Annotated in this window: 17 protein-coding genes; 7 read left to right on the top strand and 10 right to left on the bottom strand. The window is 73.5% G+C overall.

What is annotated here, in order from left to right; all coding sequences use genetic code 11:
- Positions 1–3: 3 nt before the first annotated feature.
- The 6 genes from IG86_RS0105530 to IG86_RS38365 all read right to left on the bottom strand — a co-directional run bounded on the left by IG86_RS0105530 (position 4) and on the right by IG86_RS38365 (position 6,662).
- On the bottom strand, positions 4–1,218 hold the full coding sequence (locus tag IG86_RS0105530; protein ID WP_030895095.1) for a cytochrome P450: 1,215 nt from the start codon (positions 1,216–1,218) through the stop codon (positions 4–6).
- A 1-nt stretch (position 1,219) separates the two neighbouring features.
- A complete protein-coding gene (locus IG86_RS0105525) occupies positions 1,220–1,423 on the bottom strand; it encodes an MbtH family protein (protein WP_076043097.1) in 204 nt (67 codons plus the stop codon).
- Between the two features lie 16 nt (positions 1,424–1,439).
- Positions 1,440–2,186: a thioesterase II family protein gene (locus IG86_RS0105520; protein ID WP_051784978.1), complete on the bottom strand. Its 747-nt coding sequence runs from the start codon at positions 2,184–2,186 to the stop codon at positions 1,440–1,442.
- A 3-nt stretch (positions 2,187–2,189) separates the two neighbouring features.
- Complete coding sequence (locus tag IG86_RS0105515) at positions 2,190–4,022, bottom strand: non-ribosomal peptide synthetase (RefSeq protein WP_078905804.1); 1,833 nt, start codon at positions 4,020–4,022, stop codon at positions 2,190–2,192.
- Positions 4,019–5,530 (bottom strand): aldehyde dehydrogenase family protein, encoded by a 1,512-nt coding sequence (locus IG86_RS0105510; protein ID WP_030818715.1) that lies wholly within the window; start codon positions 5,528–5,530, stop codon positions 4,019–4,021. Before IG86_RS0105510 ends, IG86_RS0105515 begins: the two co-directional genes overlap by 4 nt.
- Before the next feature lie 127 nt (positions 5,531–5,657).
- Entirely contained in the window at positions 5,658–6,662 is a 1,005-nt protein-coding gene (locus IG86_RS38365) for an AfsR/SARP family transcriptional regulator (RefSeq protein WP_051784977.1), read from the bottom strand.
- A 176-nt stretch (positions 6,663–6,838) separates the two neighbouring features.
- Between IG86_RS38365 and IG86_RS0105500 the strand changes: the two genes are divergently transcribed.
- From IG86_RS0105500 to IG86_RS0105490, 3 genes are all read left to right on the top strand, one after another.
- A complete protein-coding gene (locus tag IG86_RS0105500) occupies positions 6,839–8,440 on the top strand; it encodes a tryptophan halogenase family protein (protein WP_030818719.1) in 1,602 nt (533 codons plus the stop codon).
- Between the two features lie 84 nt (positions 8,441–8,524).
- Complete coding sequence (locus IG86_RS38360; RefSeq protein ID WP_063761492.1) at positions 8,525–9,145, top strand: flavin reductase family protein; 621 nt, start codon at positions 8,525–8,527, stop codon at positions 9,143–9,145.
- The gene (locus tag IG86_RS0105490) at positions 9,132–10,427 is read left to right on the top strand and encodes a cation:proton antiporter domain-containing protein (protein WP_030895086.1); all 1,296 of its coding nucleotides are present in this window, start codon (positions 9,132–9,134) and stop codon (positions 10,425–10,427) included. The genes IG86_RS38360 and IG86_RS0105490 overlap by 14 nt, the downstream gene beginning before the upstream one ends.
- Positions 10,428–10,462: 35 nt before the next feature.
- Here the strand turns inward: IG86_RS0105490 and IG86_RS0105485 are convergent, their stop codons facing one another.
- Genes IG86_RS0105485 through IG86_RS0105470 form a run of 4 tightly spaced genes read right to left on the bottom strand, consistent with a single transcriptional unit; the run spans position 10,463 to position 13,612 of the window.
- A complete protein-coding gene (locus IG86_RS0105485) occupies positions 10,463–10,972 on the bottom strand; it encodes a GNAT family N-acetyltransferase (protein ID WP_030818726.1) in 510 nt (169 codons plus the stop codon).
- A gap of 41 nt (positions 10,973–11,013) precedes the next feature.
- On the bottom strand, positions 11,014–11,442 hold the full coding sequence (locus IG86_RS0105480; protein WP_030818729.1) for a universal stress protein: 429 nt from the start codon (positions 11,440–11,442) through the stop codon (positions 11,014–11,016).
- A gap of 17 nt (positions 11,443–11,459) precedes the next feature.
- Positions 11,460–12,968, bottom strand: a complete 1,509-nt coding sequence (locus IG86_RS0105475) for an APC family permease (RefSeq protein ID WP_030818731.1) — start codon at positions 12,966–12,968, stop codon at positions 11,460–11,462.
- 50 nt (positions 12,969–13,018) lie between these two features.
- Positions 13,019–13,612: a histidine phosphatase family protein gene (locus tag IG86_RS0105470; RefSeq protein WP_030895083.1), complete on the bottom strand. Its 594-nt coding sequence runs from the start codon at positions 13,610–13,612 to the stop codon at positions 13,019–13,021.
- A 24-nt stretch (positions 13,613–13,636) separates the two neighbouring features.
- On the opposite strand from IG86_RS0105470, the gene IG86_RS0105465 reads away from it, so the two are divergent.
- From IG86_RS0105465 to IG86_RS0105450, 4 genes are all read left to right on the top strand, one after another.
- A complete protein-coding gene (locus IG86_RS0105465; RefSeq protein ID WP_157854769.1) occupies positions 13,637–14,440 on the top strand; it encodes a YoaK family protein in 804 nt (267 codons plus the stop codon).
- 25 nt (positions 14,441–14,465) lie between these two features.
- Positions 14,466–14,945 (top strand): Lrp/AsnC family transcriptional regulator, encoded by a 480-nt coding sequence (locus IG86_RS0105460; protein ID WP_030818738.1) that lies wholly within the window; start codon positions 14,466–14,468, stop codon positions 14,943–14,945.
- Positions 14,946–14,990: 45 nt separating this feature from the next.
- Positions 14,991–15,686: an HAD family hydrolase gene (locus IG86_RS0105455; protein WP_030818739.1), complete on the top strand. Its 696-nt coding sequence runs from the start codon at positions 14,991–14,993 to the stop codon at positions 15,684–15,686.
- 75 nt (positions 15,687–15,761) lie between these two features.
- On the top strand, positions 15,762–17,138 hold the full coding sequence (locus IG86_RS0105450) for a cytochrome P450 (protein ID WP_051784976.1): 1,377 nt from the start codon (positions 15,762–15,764) through the stop codon (positions 17,136–17,138).
- Positions 17,139–17,169 lie beyond the last annotated feature (31 nt).

Genomic DNA, 17,169 nt, shown 5'->3' with positions numbered 1-17,169 from the left:
TTCTTACTTCGCGAAGGCTCGGCTGCGCAGCAGCCGCACGGGGAGGCTGTTGATCCCCCAGGTGAAGTTGGACGAGTTGAAGGTGGCGGGACCGGTCAGTTCGAACCCGTCCAGCACGGCGAGCATCTCGGTGAGCAGGGCCCCGAGTTCGAAGCGGGCGAGGCGGGCGCCGAGGCAGAGGTGGCGGCCGTGGCCGAAGGCGACGTGCCGGTTGGGGCGGCGGTCGACCCGGAAGGAGTGCGGGTCGGCGAAGACGTCCTCGTCCCGGTTGGCCGAGACGTTCCACAGCGTGACGCGGGCGCCCGCGGCGACGGGGATCCCGTTGATCTCGGTGTCGCGGGCGGCGGTGCGCAGGGCGTGCACGCCGGGCGTGGTCCAGCGCAGGACCTCCTCGACGGCCGGGGCGATGCCGTCGGGTCCGAGGCCGCGCAGCAGCCGCCACTGGTCGGGGTGCTCGGCGAACATGTGGACGGCGCCGGCCGCCGAGTAGCGGGTGGTCTCGTTGGCCCCGGACAGGACGCCGTTGAGGTTGAAGACGATCTCGTGGTCGCTGAGCGGCCGTTCGCTGCCGTCGCCCTCGTCCACGAGGGTGTCGTGGGCGATCTGGCTGACCAGGTCCTCGCCGGGGCGGGCCCGGCGTTCGGCGAGCAGCTCGATGAAGTAGAGGAAGATCTCGGAGTGGGCGCTGCTGCGCACCGCTTCGTCCGGGGAGTCGAAGGCGTCGGTGGTCAGGGCGCCGATCCAGGCCCAGTCGGCGCGCGGGATGCCCAGGATCGCGCAGACCACCCGGTTGGGCAGCTGTTTGGCGAGGTCGATGAAGTCCAGTTCGTCGCGTTCGGCGGCCTCGGTGACCAGGTCGGCGACGACCTGCTCGACGAGGGCTTCCAGGCGCGGCATCTGCTGCGGGCCGAAGGCCTGTCCGAGGGCCCGCTTGAGGCGCGTGTGGTGCGGGACGTCGGAGACGATGAGCATGCGCTGGGCGACCGCGGCGACGGCGGCGGGGTCGCTGCCCAGCCGCATCCCGCGGCCGGAGGTGAAGGTGTCGCTGTCGGCGTAGACCTTCATGATGTCGCGGTGCCGGCTCAGCGCCCAGAAGCCGCCGTCCTCGCTGCCGGGCTCGGGGTGCCAGTGGACGGGCGAGTTGGCGCGCAGCCAGGTGAACGTCGGCCAGAAGTCGTTGCGGCTGAAGGGGCCCGGGTCGAGCAGGTCGATCTCCATCTCAGGCTCCTCGCAGGCTGAGCGGGCGGATGTCGGGCCAGTGGGCGTCGACGAAGGCGGCGCATTCGTCCTCGGTGCCGTCGAAGCCGGCCGGCGTCCAGCCGTCGGGCGTCTCGCGCGTGGCGGGGTACAGCGCGTACTGCCCCTCGTGGTTCACGAGGACCTGGTGGGTGGTGGGCACGGTGTCCTCCGGGCTCGGGCCGATGGGTGCGGGCGGGCTGTCAGGCGGTCGGGGTGAGGGACGCTCCCTCGCCCCGCAGCAGGGCGCTCAGGTGGTCCAGTACGGGCTGGGGGCGGCGCAGTACGGCGTGGTGTCCGCCGGTGGTGGTGTGCCGGGTGAAACCGGCGGTGGTGACCGCCGCCCAGCCGTCCAGGTCGGCGGCGCTGACGGTCTCGTCGCCGTCGGCGCCCCAGGCGTGCACGGGTACGGAGAGGCGGGTGCCCGGCTTGTGGACGTAGCTCAGGGACAGCTGGGCGTCCTTGCGGAGCATCCCGACCATCAGGGCCCGGGTGTCCTCGTCGAGCAGTCGCGGGTCGAGGTCGGCCGTGTCGAAGAGCTTGTCCAGTTCCTCTCCGTCGTCGACGATGCCGCGGCCGGCTCCGGTCCAGTGGCCGGGCGCCCGGCAGCCGCTGACCACCAGGGCGCGCGGGGTGACCCGGCGGGAGACCTCGTAGCCGAGGAGCCCGCCGAAGCTGTGCCCGAAGACGATCAGCGGCCGGTTCCCGACGGTGGACACCAGTTCGGTCGCGATGGCCTCGACGGCCTCGTCGAAGGTGTCGGGCATGGGCTCCCGCCAGCGGTTCTCCCGGCCCGGCAGCTGTACGCCGTACACCTGCGCGGTGCCCTCCAGCGCGGGCTGCCAGGCGCGGAACTGCTGGCAGCCGGCCCCGGCGGGGGGCAGGCACAGCAGTACGGGCAGGGCCGGGTCGGCGAGGTCCGCCGTCCAGGTGGAGATCCAGGTACCCATGGCCTACGCCCCTTCGGCGGTGTCGGCCGCGTCGCCGGCGGGCCCGCCCTGTTCGGCTGCGAGCCGGTCGATCTCGGCGGCGACGTCGGCGACCGTCGGCCGGGCCAGCAGGGCACCGAGGCCGACGCGCAGGCCGGTCGTCCTGCGCAGCTCCGACACCGCGCGGGCGGCGGCCAGGGAGTGACCGCCCAGGTCGAAGAAGTCCGCCTCGGGGCCGGGGACCTCGGTGGCGAGCACCTCGGCCCACACGGTCATCACCGTGCGCTCGCTCGCGCTGAGCGCGGCGCCGCCGGCCGCGTCCGGTCCGTCGCCGGGTTCCGGCTCCGCCAGGGCCCGGGCGAGCGCCGCGCGGTCGGCCTTGCCGGTGGTCAGCGTCGGGATCCGGTCCAGTACCCGCACCGTGCCCGGTACCGCCGCCGCGGGCAGCTGCTTGCGGCAGCGCTCCACGACCCGGGCGGCGAGCCCGGCCGGGTCGGCGACGCCGGGTGCCGCGACGACGGCGAGGCCGAGGGCCTGGCCCGAGGCCAGCGGGCAGCAGGCGGCGGCGACGACCTCGGGGAGTTCGGCGGCGATGCGCTCCACCTCGCCGAGCTCGATGCGGTGGCCGCGGACCTTCACCTGGTCGTCCCGGCGGCCCCGGTACTCCAGTTCGCCGCCGTCACGGCGGATCACCACGTCGCCGGTGCGGTACATGCGGGTGCCGCCGCCCTGGAAGGGGTCGGGCAGGAAGCGGCTGGCGGTGAGTCCGGGGCGGCCCCGGTAGCCGCGGGCGACGGCGGGCCCGCCGAGGTAGAGCTCGCCCTCGGTGCCCGTGGGCACCGGCCGCAGCTCCTCGTCCAGGACGTACGCCCGGTAGCCGGGCAACGGGCGTCCGATACTGGTCACGTCGTCCCCTCGTCGGCTGTCGGCCCAGGTGGCGGCGATGGTCACCTCCGTCGGCCCGTACACGTTGAGCAGCCGGCGGCCGTGGGCGAACCGCTCGGCCAGTGCGGCCGGGCAGGCCTCCCCGGCGACGACGACCACCTCGGCGGCGTCGAGGCCCGCGCCGTGGGCGGCGAGCAGCGACGGGGTGAGGGAGACCGTGCGCAGTCCGGCGGGCAGCGGCTCGCGGTCCTCGGCGGCGGCCTGGCGCAGTCCGTCGAGGGAGAGGTCGGTGAGGGCCACCCCCTGGCCGTGGACGAGGTAGAGCAGGGTGCACCAGAGCCAGCCGTCGAAGGCGGGCGAGACGGCGTTGAGTCCGAGTCCGCCGGGGGGCAGGCCGAGTCCGCGGAGGGCCTCGACGAAGGTGTCCAGGCCGCGGTAGGTGACCTCGACGCCCTTGGGGCGGCCGGTGGTTCCGGAGGTGTAGATGAGGTAGGCGCAGCCGTCGGGGGCGGGCGGGGACACGGCGAGCGCCCCGGGGGCGCCGCGGCGGACCTCGCGGGGGGTCAGGAGGCCGATGCCGCCGGTCTCCAGGCCGGCGGGCACCCCGGTGGCGACCAGGACGGCGGCGCCGGCGTCGCGCAGTACCCCGCCGAGGCGCTCGACGGGATGCCCGGGGTCCAGCGGTACGGCCGTCCCGCCCAGGCTCCAGACGGCGAGCAGGGCGGGCACGCTCTCGCGGGACCGGCCCAGCAGGAGCCCGACCGGGGTCTCGGGGCCGACTCCGGCGCGGGCGAGGGCGGCGGCGTACCGGGCGGTGCGGGCGGTCAGCGCCGCGTAGGTGAGGCTGCCGTCCACGGCCTTGACCGCGGTCTCGTTCGGCTGTTCGCGGGTCCACCGTTCCAGGCGGGCGAACAGCGGCGGGAGTGCGCCCGGGGCGCTCGCCCCGGCCGCCCCGGCATGGGGCTCGGTCATCCGTCGTTCCTCTCGGTGTCCGCGGGGCGGGCGGCCTCGGTGGCCCGCAGCCGCGGGCCGACCACCTGGCCCCCCGTGCCCTGCGGGAGCTGCATCGACTTGGTCTCCAGGAAGGCCTCCAGTCCGGCCGCGCCGCACTCGCGTCCGATCCCGGACTGCTTGAAGCCGCCGAACGGCGCGGCCGGGTTGAACTGGCCGCCGTTCACGTCGACCAGGCCGGAGCGGAAGCGGCGCGCCGCCTTCTCGGCGCGGGCGTCGTCGCCGGACCAGACCGCGCCGTGCAGCCCGTAGCGGGTGCCGTTGACGATCCGGACGGCCTGCTCCTCGTCGTCGTAGGGGATGACGGACAGCACCGGTCCGAAGATCTCCTCCTGGGCGATCGTGGTGAGCGGGTCGACGTCGGCGAAGACCGTCGGCCGCACGTAGTAGCCGGTGTCCAGGCCGGCGGGCCGGTCGGGGCCGCCGTGGACCAGGCGGGCTCCGCCCTCCTCGACGCCGCGGCGGATGTACCCGGTGACGCGGGCGTGCGCGGCCGCCGACACCAGCGGGCCGAGGTCGGTCGCCGGATCGCGCGGATCCCCGGTGACGTAGCCCTCCATGGCCCGGACGGCGAGGTCCACGGCCTCGTCCTGCCGCTCGCGAGGCACCAGCAGCCGGCTCCACTGCAGGCAGGTCTGGCCGGTGTTGAAGAGCATCTGGTCGACGGTGGCGGCGACGGCCGGGGCCAGGTCGGCGTCGTCGAGGACGAGGCTGGCGTTCTTGCCGCCGAGTTCGAGGTGGACGCGCTTGACGCGGTCGGCGCCGAGCGCGGAGACGTCGCGGCCGGCCCGGGTGGAACCGGTCAGGGAGACCACGTCGACCAGCGGGTGGGTGACCAGGGCCGTGCCGACGGTGTCGCCGGTGCCGACGACCATGTTGAAGACGCCGGGCGGCAGGTCCGCCTCGGCGATGGCCTCGGCGAGCAGCCGGGCGTGCAGCGGGGTGATCTCGCTCGGCTTGTGCACGACGGTGCAGCCGGCCGCCAGCGCCGGGAGGATCTTCTGCACGGTCAGCAGCAGCGGGGTGTTCCACGGGGTGATGCAGGCGGCGACCCCGGCGGCCTCGCGCACGACGAGCGAGTGGCCCACCCGCTCCTCGAAGGCGTAGGAGGCGGCGGTCTCGACGCAGTGGGCGGCCATGCCGAGGGAGAGTCCGACGTGGGTGTGCCGGGCCATCCGGGCGGGCGCGCCCACCTCGGCGGTGATGACCTCCGCGAACCGGTCGGCCCGCACCTCCATGGCCTCGACGACCCTGCGCAGCAGGGCGGTCCGTTGGCGCAGCGGGGTCGCGGCCCAGCCTTCGAAGGCGCCCGCGGCGGCGCGCGCCGCGAGGTCGGCGTCCCGGGCGGTGCCCGCGGGGACGGTGGCCAGGGCGCGCTCGGTGGCGGGGTCGGTCACGACGAGACGGCCGTCGGCCTCGGAGGCGACCCACGCGCCGCCGATCCACTGGTCGGTGTAACGGGGCGGCAGGGCGGCCGCGTTCGGGTCGTCGCCGGGCGGTCTGGAGCCCTGCGGCACGGTCGGCACGGTCAGCACGGTCACGGTGGAGTCCTCACTCGGTCGCGGAAATCACGGGCTCGCTGAACAGCGGTGTCGGTCACGCGGTCGCAGGGTCGGCGGTGCGGGCCAGGACGGCCGGGGCCCGGTTGTCGGGCCTGGCCCTGCGGACGGGCCGGGCCAGGGCGGGGTTGCGGACTTCCGGGCTCCACGCCGGTGTCCCGGGCTGGCGCCCGGCGGGCCGCAGTGCGCGGACCGTGGCGGGGGCGCCGCCGACGGAGGCGGGAGCGGGCGCGGGCCCGGGTGCGGCGGCGCGGGCGGCGGCCGGGATCAGGGTGCGCAGCAGCCGCTGGGTCTCGTGGCCGGGTGCCACGGCCAGTTCGTCGCGCATCCGGCGGGCGCACAGCTCGTACCAGCGGCGTACGCAGGCCAGTTCGCCGCGTCGGCCGTGCGCGGCCATCAGCGCGCGGTAGGTCTCCTCGTGGTGGCGGTCGATCTCCAGCGTGCGCTTGCAGAGCTCGATCAGCTCCACGAAGTCCTCGCGGTCCTCGGCGTCGGCGCGCAGCACGCCCAGGGCCCGCAGGACCAGTGCCCTGAGGTATTCGCGCTGTTCGACGACCCAGTCGGCGCTCTCGCCGCGCAGGAACTCGCCGCCGTACAGGGCGATCGCCGCCCGCAGCCGGGTCCGGGCGAGCGCGGTGTCGCCGGCGGTGGCGGCGCGCAGGCCGGCGTGGACGAGTTCCTGGAAGCGGTCGAGGTCGGACCACAGGCCGGTGACGTTGAGGACGTAGCCGAAGTCGCGGTAGACCAGCTGGATCCCGGAGTCGCCGGGGCGGTCGGGGTGGGCGTCCAGCACCCGGCGCAGCGCGTGGGCGGCGACCTTGAGCGAGCTGCCCGCGGTGCTGTCGGTGCCGGGCCACAGGGAGGCGTAGAGCCGGTCGCGGGTGAGCATCTGGCCGCGGTGGACGACGAGGTACTGGAAGAGGCCGCGGGCCTTGCCGGCCTTCCAGCGGCGTACGGGGGTGCCGTTCACGGTCAGCTCGAAATCGCCCAGGAAGCGGACGCGTACCGCCGGCCCCGCTGTCTCGGTCGCTGCGGTGGTCATCGCGTCCTCCCGGTCGTCGTCCGCCTGCCGCTGTGCCTGCGAGACGAGTGTGTTCGGGGGGCCTACAACGGGCCTACAACGGCTGGATCCTTTCGGTGTAGAGCGGTGATAGGGCGCTTTTCGACACTGATGAGCACGACCACCCGAACCGCCGACTCCGAAATGAGGGCTGTTTCATGACCAGCACCGACACCCGGCTTCAGAAGGTCGTCATCCTGGGAGGCGGCACGGCCGGCTGGATGACGGCCGCGTATCTCGGCAAGGCGCTCCAGGGAACGGTCGACATCACCGTGCTCGAGGCGCCGACGATCCCGCGCATCGGGGTCGGCGAGGCCACCGTCCCCAATCTCCAGCGCTCCTTCTTCGACTACCTGGGGATCGCCGAGGACGAGTGGATGCGGGAGTGCAACGCCAGCTTCAAGATGGCCGTGCGCTTCGTGAACTGGCGGACCGACGGACAGGGCGAGTCGACCGCACGGGAGCTGCCGGGTGGCGGGCCGGACCACTTCTACCACCCCTTCGGGCTCCTCCCGGACTACGACCAGACGCCGCTGTCGCACTACTGGTTCAAGCGCAAGTACGAGGGCCGCACCACCGAGCCGTTCGACTACGCCTGCTTCCGCGAGCCTCCCGTGATGGACGCGATGAAGGCCCCGCGCTGGCTCGACGGCCGTCCGGCCACCCGGTACGCCTGGCACTTCGACGCCCAGCTGGTGGCCGACTTCCTGCGCCGCTTCGCCACCGAGAAGCAGGGCGTGAACCACGTCCAGGACGAGATGGTCCGGGTCGAGCAGGACTCCCGCGGGCACGTGACGACGCTGCACACCAAGGGCGGACTGGCCCTGGACGCCGACCTGTTCGTGGACTGCTCCGGCTTCCGCGGGCTGCTGATCAACCAGGCGTTGCAGGAGCCCTTCATCGACATGAGCGACCACCTGCTGTGCGACAGCGCGGTGGCGACGGCCGTCCCGCACGACGACGAGGCGAACGGGGTGGAGCCGTACACGTCGGCGATCGCCATGTCGTCCGGCTGGGCCTGGAAGATCCCCATGCTGGGGCGCTTCGGCACCGGCTACGTGTACTCCAGCAAGTTCACCGACCAGGACACCGCCACCCGCGAGTTCGCGGACATGTGGGGCCTGGACGTGGAGGAGACGAAGTTCAACCACATTCGCTTCCGTGTCGGCCGCAACCGCCGCGCGTGGGTGAAGAATGTCGTCAGCATCGGCCTGTCGTCCTGCTTCCTGGAGCCGCTGGAGTCGACCGGCATCTACTTCATCACGGCCGCGATCTACCAGCTGGCCAAGCACTTCCCGGACAAGACCTTCAACGAGGGTCTGATCGACAGCTTCAACCACGAGATCGAGGTGATGTTCGACGACACCCGCGACTTCATCCAGGCGCACTTCTTCTACGCGCCGCGCAACGACACCCCGTTCTGGCAGGCCAACAAGAAACTGGTCCTCCCCGACAACATCAAGCAGAAGATCTCCGCCTACAAGGCCGGCCTGCCCATCAACTCCCCGATCACCGACGAGTCCACGTACTACGGCAACTTCGAGGCGGAGTTCCGCAACTTCTGGACCAACGGCAGCTACTACTGCATCTTCGCCGGCCTCGGTCTGGAGCCGGACGCCCCGCTGCCCACCCTCGCGCACCGGCCCGAGTCGGTGGCCGGCGCCGAGCCGCTCTTCGACACCGTCAAGCGCCAGCAGCAGAACCTGCTGGAGACCCTGCCCAGCGCCTACGACTACCTGCGCCAACTGCACGGCGCGTAAGGCCCTCCGCGTCAGCGGCCCGGCAGCACGGCACTCCGCCGGCGGCCGGGCCGCTGTCGCTTCCAGCCACTTCAGGAGTCAGACATGCCCCACCGCTCCGCGCACCACCCCGCCGCGCCGGACGAGTCGGCCAGAAACCGCCGCGCGGACCTCCGGCCCTTCATGGCTGCCTTCCCCACCGGGGTGTCCATCGTCACCACCCTGGACTCGGACACCGTGCCCCATGGCCTGACCTGCAGTTCCGTCGCGAGCGTCGCCCTCGAACCGCCCACGGTCGTGGTGTGCGTACGGTCGGCGAGCCCGACGCTCGCGGTGGTGCTCGCCCAGGGGGCCTTCGCCCTCAACCTGCTGCACGAGCGGGCCCGCGGCGCCTCCGACCTGTTCGCCTCGGGCGCGCCCGACCGCTTCGAGCGCGTCGAGTGGCGGCTGCCGCTGGGGGCGGGCGGGCCCCACCTGACCGCGGACGCGCACGCCGTGGCGGACTGCGCCGTGGTCAGGACCGTCGGGTTCGGGGACCACACGGCCGTCTTCGCCGAGGTCCGCCGGGTGACCGTACGGGAGGATCCGCAGCCCCTGCTGTACGGCCTGCGCCGCTACGCCCGGTGGTCGGAGGCGGCCTCGTTCCCGCCGCCGGCCCCGCACCTCGTCCCGTCCGCCGCCCTGCGCCCCGGCGCCCCCGAAGGAGGCACCCGTGTCGTCCGCTGATCCACTGCCCGCCCTGCTGGTCGCCGTTCCGGCGGTGATCCTCGCCTGCCAGGCGGGAGCCGCGGTCTGCCGCCGGCTGGGGCAGCCCCCGGTGGTGGGCGAGATCGCCACCGGCATCCTGCTGGGCCCGTCCCTGCTGGGCTGGATCTGGCCGCAGGCCCAGCACGCGCTGTTCCCGGCGTCCGTCCTGCCGTACACCTCGGTCCTCGGCCAACTGGGCCTGCTCGCCTTCATGTTCCTGGTCGGCCTGGAGCTCGACCTGAAGAACCTGCGCGGTCACACCCGCGTCGCGGTCGCCGTGAGCCAGGCGGGCATGCTCCTGCCGCTGACCCTGGGCGCGCTCCTCGCGATCGCGATGTACGACGGATTCGCCCCGGACGGCGTGGGCCGGACGCCGTTCATCCTGTTCATGGCCGTCGCCATGAGCATCACGGCCTTCCCCGTACTGGCCCGGATACTCATCGACCGGGGCCTGTACGGGACGCCGCTCGGGGCGCTCGCCATGGCCTGCGCGGCCGTGGACGACGTCGTCGCGTGGTGCCTGCTGGCACTGGTGGTGGCGCTCTCCTCGGCCGGATCCCCGATGGAGGCGGCCACCACGGCCGGCCTCGCCGTGGCCTTCACCCTGTTCATGCTGTACGCGGTACGGCCGCTGCTGGCCCGCTGGGCGGCCCGCGCCGACCGGGCCGGGGACGCGATGGTCCTGGTGGCGCTCTTCAGCGGGCTGAGCCTGTCCGCGCTGGCCACCGACCGGATCGGCGTGCACGCGCTGTTCGGCGCGTTCCTGTTCGGGGTGATCACCCCGCGCACCGGTGGGCGCATCGAGGTGGCGGCGGCCCGGCTGCGTGCCTTCACGGTGCCCGTGCTGCTGCCGCTGTTCTTCGTGCACACGGGGCTGCGCACCGACATCGGCGGCCTGACGGCCTCTCCCGAGCTGTGGCTGTGGACGGCCGCCATCCTGGCGGTCGCCTTCCTCGGCAAATGGGGCGGCGCCACGGGAGCGGCACGCGCGAGCGGAAGACCGTGGCGGGAGGCCCTGTCGATCGGCGCCCTGATGAACTGCCGGGGGCTGACCGAGCTGGTGGTGCTCAACGTCGGACTGGAACTGGGTGTGATCGGGCCGCAGTTGTTCACCATGCTCGTGCTGATGGCACTGGTGACGACGGCGATCACCAGCCCGGCGCTGACCCGGCTGCGCGCCACGCAGGCGTCCGGGAAGGACGGGGCGGCCTCTCCGGATCAGGCGCCGGCCCCGCCCGAGAACGCGCTCTCCCGCCCCTGACGACCGGACCCGGCCGGCGGGTGTCTGACGGCTCTTCAGGCGCCCGTCGGCCGCTGCCCTTCCTCCGCCAGGCCCCGTACGTAGCGGACCGCGGGGCGGCCGTCCAGTACGGTCTCGCCCACCGGCAGGAACCCGGTGCGCTGCAGGACCGTGCGCGATCCGGTGTTGTCGACGGTCGCGGCGGCGTGCAGGGTCCGCAGCCCGTACGTGTCCGCGGCGAGCACCAGGACCTGCCGGACGGCGCTGGTGGCCAGGCCGCGGCCGGCCGCGGCCTTCGCGACGCGGAAGCCCAGTTCGGCGGAGCCGTCCTCGACGTCGATGAGGTTGATCCGGCCCAGCACCTCCCCGTCCCCGCCGACGATCAGGTGCAGGTGGTCACGGCCGGCGGCCTGCCCGGCGAGGAGTTCGCCGTGGCGGGTGTCGAAGTCGGCGAAGTACGCGTCTCCACGGTCGGGCACCGACTCCGCGAAGTAGGCGCGGTTGGCACGCTCGAACGCGAGCAGGGCCGGGGCGTGTTCGGCTCGGAGCCGCTGGAGTTCCGTCATCGCAGCATCGTAGGGGGTGGCCTGTCGGCCGCCCGCGGAATTCAGCGTGGCGGCGGGCTCTCGGTCGGTACGCACAGGACGGGGACCGGCGAGAGGTGCAGGAGTTTGTGCGGGGTGGAGCCGAGCAGGGCGCCGCGCATCGGGCTGTCGCCCCAGCTGCCGACGATGATGACCCGGGCTCCGTGGCGTTCGGCGGCGTCGAGCAGGGCCTGGGCCGGCTTCTCGTCGACGACTTCGACCGTGGAGGGGACACCGGCGGCGTCGGCCTCCTCGACGGCGTGGGCGAGGGCGCTGCGGCCCGCCTGGCGGACGGCTTCGCGGTGGGCCCGGTACTCCTCGCCGGTGCTGCCCGGGGCGGCGGCTCCGTAGACGAGGACGAGCGGCTCGCCGAAGGCGGTGGCCACCTCCAGCGCCACGTACAGGGCCCGTTCCGCGCCGGGCGACTCGTCGTATCCAAGGACCACGGACATCGGGGCCTCCTGCCTCCTCAGCGCTTCCTGGCGTGGACGAGGGCCGGGTCGACCACTCCGCGGCGCTCCTGCCAGAACCTGCCGTCACGTACCCGCCAGAAGCACATGACGAGCACGCCGACGAGGGCGATCGCGATGCCGATGACCAGCGGCGGGCCGAGGCCGAACCAGGAGACGCCGCTCGCCGAGTTCTCCGGGTTCGACATGTCGCCGATCGACTCGACCAGCAGCCAGATCAGCAGGCCCGCCCCGACCACCGGGCCGACGCCGATGAGCAGGAAGTTGTGCGGGCCCTCCAGCAGGTGGCGGCGGTAGTAGACGGCGCAGGCCAGGCCGGTGAGCGCGTAGTAGAAGGCGATGAGCAGGGACAGTGCGGTGAGCGAGTCCAGGAGCGCGTTCTCGCTGATCTGGTTGACGATCAGGTACCAGCCGATCGCGATGCCGGCCACCCACCACGTGCTCACGTCGGGGGTCCTGAAGCGCGGATGGATGTGGGCGAGGTGCGGCGGCAGGGCGTGCCGGCGGGCCATGGACAGCGCGGTGCGGGAGGCGGGGATGATCGTGGTCTGCGTGGAGGCCAGCGCGGAGGTGCAGACGGCGAGGAGCACCATCCAGTCCCAGCCGCCCATGACCTCGTGGGCGAGCACGGCGAAGATGGCCTCCTCCTCCCCCGCGTTCTCGGCGAGGAAGACGGTGCCGGCGTAGCCGACGACCGCGAAGCCCACGGACAGGTAGGTGACCAGGAGGATCACCGTCGACCAGATCCCGGCCCGGCCGGGTGCGGTGGCGGAGTTCTCGACCTCTTCGGTGAGGTTGACCGCGGATTCCCAGCCCCAGTACATGAACACACCCAGCAGCAGTCCGCCGGTGAGGGCGGCGCCGCCGGCGCCGAAGGGGTTGAGCCAGCTGAGGGACGGCTCGATCTCCTCGAGGGTGCTGGTGCCGGCGTAGATGCGGTAGATGGCGACGACCGCGAAGGCCAGGAGGAAGAAGACCTGCGCGAGGATGAGGATGTCCTGGAGGTGGGCGGACAGCTCGGTGCCGATCACGCAGATCGCGGTCATGGCCAGGATCACCGCGACGGTGAGGCCCTGCCGGATCCAGGCGTTCGCGGCCCAGTCGTCCAGGCCGAAGGCGAGCAGCCCGAAGTTGACGGCGACGTCCGCGAGCGAGCCGATGACCAGCACGCCCGTCATGGCGATCGCCCAGCCGCCGAGCCAGCCCGCCCAGGGGCCCATGGCCCGGGTGACCCAGGAGAAGGTCGTGCCGCAGTCCTGGTCGACCTTGTTGAGGTAGTAGAAGGCTGCGGCGATGAGCAGCATCGGCACGAAGGAGGCCAGCATCACGCCCGGCGCGTAGATCCCGACCAGGGCCACGATCGGCCCGAGGACGGCGGCCAGGGAGTAGGCGGGCGAGGTCGAGTTCAGGCCGATGACGAGCGCGTCGAGGAAGCCGATCGCGTTGGCCTTGAGCCCCGCTTCCTGGGTGGGCGTCGCGGGGCCGTCGCCCGCACCGTCATGGCTCATGTACGCATGTTCACGCAGGCGGCCCCGGCGCGCGAGGCGAGGGGCGCGGATCAGGGGCGGGTGTTCCAGCCCGCGATCACCGGGAGGCCGTGTTCCGTCGAGAGCGTGCTGACGGTGCCCGTGCGCAGCAGGAAGAGCCGGCCGTGCTCGGGCTCCAGGCGCAGGTAGCGGGCGGTCAGGACGCGCAGGAAGTGGCCGTGGGCGACGAGCACCACGTCACCGTCGTCCGCGCGCAGCACGGGGGCGACCCGGGCCAGGACCCGGTCCGCGCGGGCGCCCACCTGGGCGGCGCTCTCGCCGGGGTGGTCCGCGTCGCCGGGCGGGACGCCGTGGGTCCACAGGGACCAGTCGGGCGTGGCCCGGTGGATCTCCACGGTGGTGATGCCCTCGTAGCCGCCGTAGTCCCACTCGTACAGGTCGGAGTCGATGCCGGCGCCGGGCAGCCCGGCGAGCTCGGCGGTGGCGACGGCCCGGCGCAGCGGGCTGGCCAGCACCAGGGCCGGGCGCCGGCCCCGGAAGTAGGGCGCCAGGGAGATGGCCTCCTCGACCCCGCGGGCGGTCAGCGGTACGTCGGTGCGCCCGGTGTGCCGCCCGTTGGCACTCCAGGCGGTCTCACCGTGTCTCACCAGCAACAGGTCACTCACCCTCCGGACCCTATGCCGTCCGGCATGTCGGCACCGGCGGACCCGGCGGGCGTGTCACTGTCGGGCGTCATGGACGAGAAGCGGAAGGCCGCTCCGACGGCCGGTTCGCGGCTCCCGCCGCACATGCCGGCGCTGATGGTCGCCCTGACCGCGGTGACCGGGGTGATCGAGGCGGTGAGCCTGCTCGGGCTCGGGCCCGCCTTCACGGCGATGCAGACCGGCAACGTGCTGTTCCTGGCCTTCGGTGCCGCGCAGGCGGGCAACCTGCCGACGCTGCCGGCCGGGATCTCGCTGGCCGCGTTCGTCCTCGGGGTGGTCTGCGGCTCCCACCTGGAGTCGGTGACGGAGGCCCGCGGGCGGCGCTGGTTCGTCATGGGCCTGATCGTCGAGGCCGGGCTCGTCCTGGCCGCCGCTGCCGCGGCCTGGGGGCTGGCGCCGCAGTACGGGTCGCCGACCGCGCGGCACCTGGCGGTGATGGCGGTCCTGGCGCTGGCGATGGGCATGCGCAACACCACGATCATGCGGGCGAACGTGCCGGGGGTGCCGACGACGCTGGTCACCCGGTCCATGACGGCCTTCCTCGGCGGCTCCGCCATGGGGCGCGACGCCGTCTACGGATACGGGACGGCCGGATGGAAGCTGCGCGGTCTGTCGGTTCTCGCCATGTTCGCCGGCGGGGCGCTCGGGGCGCTGCTGATCCGGGCCGGCTGCGCGGTGGGCTGGCTGCTGCTGCCGACGGCCGCCGCGGTGCTGGTGGTGGGCCTGGCCTACCGGGGGCAGCCCGCGCTGCACACCGGGCAGGCCCCTGGCCGGGAACGACCGCGCTGAACTATGCCATTGGTAAAGTCCCAGCATGGCGGTGGACGAGCTCGACACCAGAATCCTGCGCCTGCTGATCGAGCAGCCGCGCACCAGCGTCCGTGAGTACGCCCGGATCCTCGGTGTCGCGCGCGGCACCCTCCAGGCCCGGCTGGACCGGCTGGAACGCACGGGCGTGATCACCGGGAGCGGACCGGTGCTCTCCCCCGCGGCGCTGGGGCACCCGGTGCTCGCCTTCGTGCACATCGAGGTCACCCAGGGCCATCTGGACGACGTGGGCGACGCGCTGGCCGCCGTACCCGAGATCATCGAGGCCTTCTCGATCACCGGTGGCGGGGACCTGCTGACCCGCGTGGCGGCACGGGACAACGCCCATCTGGAGGACGTGATCCAGCGGCTGATCCAGCTCCCCGGCGTGGTCCGCACCCGGACGGAGGTGGCACTGCGCGAACGGGTCCCGCACCGGCTGCTGCCGCTGGTCGAATCGGTGGGACGGAAGGCCCGCAAAACCTGACAGGATGGCCGATACAGGATGCGACAGGCAGGACGGGCACATCGGATGATCTCCGTCATATTCGATCTCGACGGCACCCTGGTGGACAGCGAGCCGAACTACTACGAGTCCGGGCGCCGCACACTGGAGCGGCACGGCGTCCCCGATTTCACCTGGGAGCAGCACTCCCGCTTCATCGGCATCGGCACGCTGGAGACCTTGGAGATCCTCAAGGACCGGTACGGGATCGAGGCGCCGGTGGAGCAGTTGCTCGCCGAGCAGAACGCCGCCTACCTCGACCTCGCGCGCACCCGGACCGAGGTCTTCCCGCAGATGCGGGGGCTGGTCGAACGGCTGCACGCGGAGGGCGTGCCGATGGCCGTGGCCTCCGGTTCCTCGCGCGAGGCGATCGACGCCGTACTGGCGGGCACGGGACTGGACGCGCTGCTGACCACGGTGGTGTCCGCCGAGGAGGTCCCGCGGGGCAAGCCCGCTCCGGACGTGTTCCTGGAGGCGGCCCGCCGGCTGGGCTCCGAGCCGGCCGACTGCGTGGTCGTGGAGGACGCGGCGCCGGGGGCGCGGGCCGCCCGCGCCGCGGGCATGGGGTGCGTCGTGGTGCCGTACGCGCCGGAGATCGCGGACGACCCGGCCTTCGCGTCCGCCGGGCTCCTCTTCCGGGGCGGGCAGCCGGAGTTCAGCGCGGACGCCGCCTACGGGTGGCTCACCGCACGCACCGCGGGCACGGCACGCGGGACCGTCTGACGCGACGGCGGGGCGGGCGGCAGCGCGGGCGTCACGTCTCTGGTGCCCTGCGGGCGCGGCTGTCACCATGCCCGCGTGACCGCGACCCTGCACCCGGGCACCCGCGGCGGCGGCCCGCGCCGCTGGCCCCTGCTCGGCAACCTGCCCGCCTTCGCCCGCGATCCACTGGCCTTCTTCGAGTCGCTGCGCGACGACCACGGGGACTGGGTGCCCTGGTTCCTCGGCCCCAGGCGCAACGTGCTGGTCTCCCTTCCCGAGCACGCCGGTGAACTCCTCGGCGCCGTCGAATCCACCTTCGAGCCCAGTGAACTGGGCTGGGCCTTCCGCCAGTTGCTGGGCAACGGGGTGGTCGTCGCCACCGGGGACGACTGGCGGCGCAAGCGCGCCCTGGTCCAGCCGGCCGTACGGCCGCGGCAGGTGCGCTCGTACGCCGCCACGATGGTGGAGTGCGCGGACGCACTGGCGGGCCGGTGGCGCGAGGGCGCCCGGATCGACGTGCACGCGGAGATGGCCGGCCTGACCCAGCGGATCGCCGTGCGCACGCTGTTCGGCAGCGACGCCGTCGGCCGGGAGGCGCCCATCAGCGCGGCCATGGCCACGGCGCAGCGCGAACTGGGTGCGGAGTTCCGGGGGCTGACGCTGTTCCTGCCGCCGTGGGTGCGCACTCCCGGACGGCGCCGCATGCGGGAGGCGGTGGCGGTCCTCGACCGGGAGATCGAGCACGTCATCCGGGAGCACGAGGCGGCATCGGCGGCCGGCGCGGAGCGCGACGACCTGTTGAGCCGGCTGCTGGCGGCGCGCGACGAGCACGGCGGCCCGCTGTCGCGCAGGGAGCTGCGGGACGAGTCGATCACCCTCTACATCGGCGGGCACGAGACCACCTCGACCACCCTGACCTGGGCCTGGCAGCTGCTGTCGGGGGCGCCGGAGGCACGGGCCCGGCTGACGGAGGAGCTGGACCGCGTGCTCGGCGGGCGGCTGCCGACGTATGACGACTACGCGCTGCTGCCGTGGACCCGTCAGGTGGTCAAGGAGACGCTGCGGATCTATCCGCCGATCTGGCTGATGTCGGCGGTGGCCACCGAGGGCGCGACCCTCGGCGGGCGCCCGGTGTCGGCGGGGACGTCGGTGTGGACCAGTCCCTGGTCGGTGCACCGCGACCGCCGGTGGTTCCCGGACCCGGAGGCCTTCCGGCCCGAGCGGTGGGACGACGACGCTCCGCAGCCGGTGCCCGAGCACGCGTGGTTCCCCTTCGGCGGGGGCCCGCGGGCCTGCCTGGGCGCCCGGTTCGCGCTGGTGGAGGCCGCGCTCGTACTGGCCGTACTGGGTCAGCGGTTCCACCTCGACAGCGGGAGCGAATGCGCCGGGGTCTTCCCCGGCCTCACGCTCCAGCCGGACCGGCCCGTGCGGGCCACCCTGCGCCGGCCCGCCGGCGGCCCTCGGCAGGTCTAGGGGGGAAGATCCGGCGCCCGCCGCGAGTTGG

It is taken from the genome of Streptomyces virginiae (assembly GCF_000720455.1).
In the GTDB taxonomy this organism is placed as follows: Bacteria; Actinomycetota; Actinomycetes; order Streptomycetales; family Streptomycetaceae; genus Streptomyces; species Streptomyces virginiae.
Note: the sequence above shows the minus strand (reverse complement) of the source record. Positions and strands in the feature narration are given on the sequence as shown.

Bases quoted from the DNA above. Each gene is read 5' to 3' on its own strand.
- IG86_RS0105530 (WP_030895095.1), bottom strand. From the start codon at position 1,218: ATGGAGATCGACCTGCTCGACCCGGGCCCCTTCAGCCGCAACGACTTC.
- IG86_RS0105520 (WP_051784978.1), bottom strand. From the start codon at position 2,186: ATGGGTACCTGGATCTCCACCTGGACGGCGGACCTCGCCGACCCGGCC.
- IG86_RS0105515 (WP_078905804.1), bottom strand. From the start codon at position 4,022: ATGACCGAGCCCCATGCCGGGGCGGCCGGGGCGAGCGCCCCGGGCGCA.
- IG86_RS38365 (WP_051784977.1), bottom strand. From the start codon at position 6,662: ATGACCACCGCAGCGACCGAGACAGCGGGGCCGGCGGTACGCGTCCGC.
- IG86_RS0105500 (WP_030818719.1), top strand. From the start codon at position 6,839: ATGACCAGCACCGACACCCGGCTTCAGAAGGTCGTCATCCTGGGAGGC.
- IG86_RS38360 (WP_063761492.1), top strand. From the start codon at position 8,525: ATGCCCCACCGCTCCGCGCACCACCCCGCCGCGCCGGACGAGTCGGCC.
- IG86_RS0105485 (WP_030818726.1), bottom strand. From the start codon at position 10,972: ATGACGGAACTCCAGCGGCTCCGAGCCGAACACGCCCCGGCCCTGCTC.
- IG86_RS0105480 (WP_030818729.1), bottom strand. From the start codon at position 11,442: ATGTCCGTGGTCCTTGGATACGACGAGTCGCCCGGCGCGGAACGGGCC.
- IG86_RS0105475 (WP_030818731.1), bottom strand. From the start codon at position 12,968: ATGAGCCATGACGGTGCGGGCGACGGCCCCGCGACGCCCACCCAGGAA.
- IG86_RS0105465 (WP_157854769.1), top strand. From the start codon at position 13,637: ATGTCGGCACCGGCGGACCCGGCGGGCGTGTCACTGTCGGGCGTCATG.
- IG86_RS0105460 (WP_030818738.1), top strand. From the start codon at position 14,466: ATGGCGGTGGACGAGCTCGACACCAGAATCCTGCGCCTGCTGATCGAG.
- IG86_RS0105455 (WP_030818739.1), top strand. From the start codon at position 14,991: ATGATCTCCGTCATATTCGATCTCGACGGCACCCTGGTGGACAGCGAG.